The sequence below is a fragment of the Dermacoccus sp. Tok2021 genome (assembly GCF_019895135.1).
Lineage (GTDB): Bacteria > Actinomycetota > Actinomycetes > Actinomycetales > Dermatophilaceae > Dermacoccus > Dermacoccus abyssi.
On the sequence record NZ_JAGTHU010000046.1, the window covers coordinates 1 to 1548 of the forward strand.

Annotated in this window: 3 protein-coding genes; 2 read left to right on the forward strand and 1 reads right to left on the reverse strand. The window is 65.2% G+C overall.

Annotated elements, in window-relative coordinates; all coding sequences use genetic code 11:
• Positions 1-78: 78 nt before the first annotated feature.
• Together K9D12_RS14700 and K9D12_RS14705 are read left to right on the forward strand one after the other, a co-directional pair.
• Positions 79-438, forward strand: a complete 360-nt coding sequence (locus tag K9D12_RS14700) for a helix-turn-helix transcriptional regulator (RefSeq protein ID WP_006947315.1) — start codon at positions 79-81, stop codon at positions 436-438.
• Complete coding sequence (locus K9D12_RS14705; RefSeq protein WP_006947316.1) at positions 435-1031, forward strand: cadmium resistance transporter; 597 nt, start codon at positions 435-437, stop codon at positions 1029-1031. The genes K9D12_RS14700 and K9D12_RS14705 overlap by 4 nt, the downstream gene beginning before the upstream one ends.
• A 2-nt stretch (positions 1032-1033) precedes the next feature.
• Here K9D12_RS14705 and K9D12_RS14710 read toward each other — a convergent pair.
• The coding region (locus K9D12_RS14710) for an IS630 family transposase (RefSeq protein WP_223060588.1) at positions 1034-1548 on the reverse strand (515 nt) is incomplete at its 5' end.

Below are 1548 nucleotides of genomic sequence, written 5' to 3' on the forward strand. Positions count from 1 at the left end.
CTAGTGTCACGCGTCTGAACTTGTTTGACGAGTTGGGTGGGGCGATTGTAGTTCAGCGGTTACTGTATCGTTCAGTGCATGCTGACTCTTGCTTCCCGCTTGGACGCCATGCAGCGTCTGGGCCGGGCGATGGCCGACCCCACGCGTTCACGGATCCTTCTGTCGCTTCTGGCGTGCCCCGCGCATCCGGCAGAGCTCGCCAACGCGCTAGACCTGACGCGCTCGAATGTGTCGAACCACCTGGGTTGCCTGCGGGACTGCGGGATCGTGGTCGCCACCCATGAGGGCCGCCAGGCCCTTTACGAGATCGCTGACCCCCACCTCGCACGTGCGCTCACCGAGCTGGTCGAGGTCAAGCTGGCCGTCGACGCGGACGCCCCCTGCCTCGACGTCGCCTGCGAGGTGCCTGGTTGCCACGACGGCAGGTCCGGCGCATGACGGCCGCGGCGCTGCTCCAAGCGATCGGGCTCTTCATCGCGACCAACATCGACGACATCATCGTGCTCTCGCTCTTCTTCGCCCGAGGTGCCGGACGCCCCGGGACGACCGCGAAGATCTTGGCCGGGCAATACCTTGGCTTCGTCGGGATCCTCGCCGCCGCACTCGTGGTGACCTTGGGGGCGGGGTGGGCGCTGCCAGAGGAGGCGATTCCCTACTTTGGGCTCATCCCCCTCGCGCTGGGTCTCTGGGCTGCGTGGGAGGTCTACCGCGGCGAGGGCGACGACGATGATGCCGCCGTGTCAGGTAAGAGCGTTGCCGTGGCGACCGTCGCCGGCGTCACCTTCGCCAACGGTGGGGACAACATCGGCGTTTACGTCCCGGTCTTCCTCAACATCAGTACTCCCGCTGTCATCACCTTCTGCATCGTTTTCCTCGTGCTCGTGGCAGTGCTGGTGGCCACCGCCAAGTTCGTCGCCACGCGTCGACCCATCGCCGAGGTCCTCGAACGGCGGGAGCACATCCTCTTCCCCATCGTCCTGATCGGACTGGGCGTCGCAATCCTCGTCGGCGGCGGCGCGTTCGGTCTCTGATTTCACGCGCCTGAACTGGTTTGACGGGTGGCGTGGGGCAGGATTTCCTCGGCGGTCTTGGTCCAGATGAATGGGTGGCAGCGCTCGTTCCAGCCGTCGATGAAGGTGCTGATCGCTGTGACGAGTTGCTTGACGCTGTCGAAGGAGCCGCGGCGGATGGCCTGTCGGGTGATGATCCCGAAGAAAACCTCGACGAGGTTGAGCCAGGACCCGCTGGTCGGGGTGAAGTGCAACGTGATCCGCGGGTGCTTGGCCAGCCACTGCTTGATGTCCTCGTGCTTGTGGGTGTGGTAGTTGTCCAGGACCACGTGCAGCTCCCGGCGCGGGTAAGCCCTGGCGACCTTCTTGAGGAAGTCGAGGAACTCGGCCTTACCGTGCCGGTCGTAGCACTGGTCGGTCACCGCACCGGTGGCTACCTCGAGAGCGGCGAACAGCGTGGTGGTGCCATTGCGCTTGTAGTCGTGGGTCGCCTTCTCCGGCAAGCCTGGTCGCAGCGGCAGGATCGGCGCGGTCCGGT

Excerpts from the sequence above, each read along its gene's own strand:
- K9D12_RS14705 (WP_006947316.1), top strand. The coding sequence starts at position 435 with ATGACGGCCGCGGCGCTGCTCCAAGCGATCGGGCTCTTCATCGCGACC.
- K9D12_RS14700 (WP_006947315.1), top strand. The coding sequence starts at position 79 with ATGCTGACTCTTGCTTCCCGCTTGGACGCCATGCAGCGTCTGGGCCGG.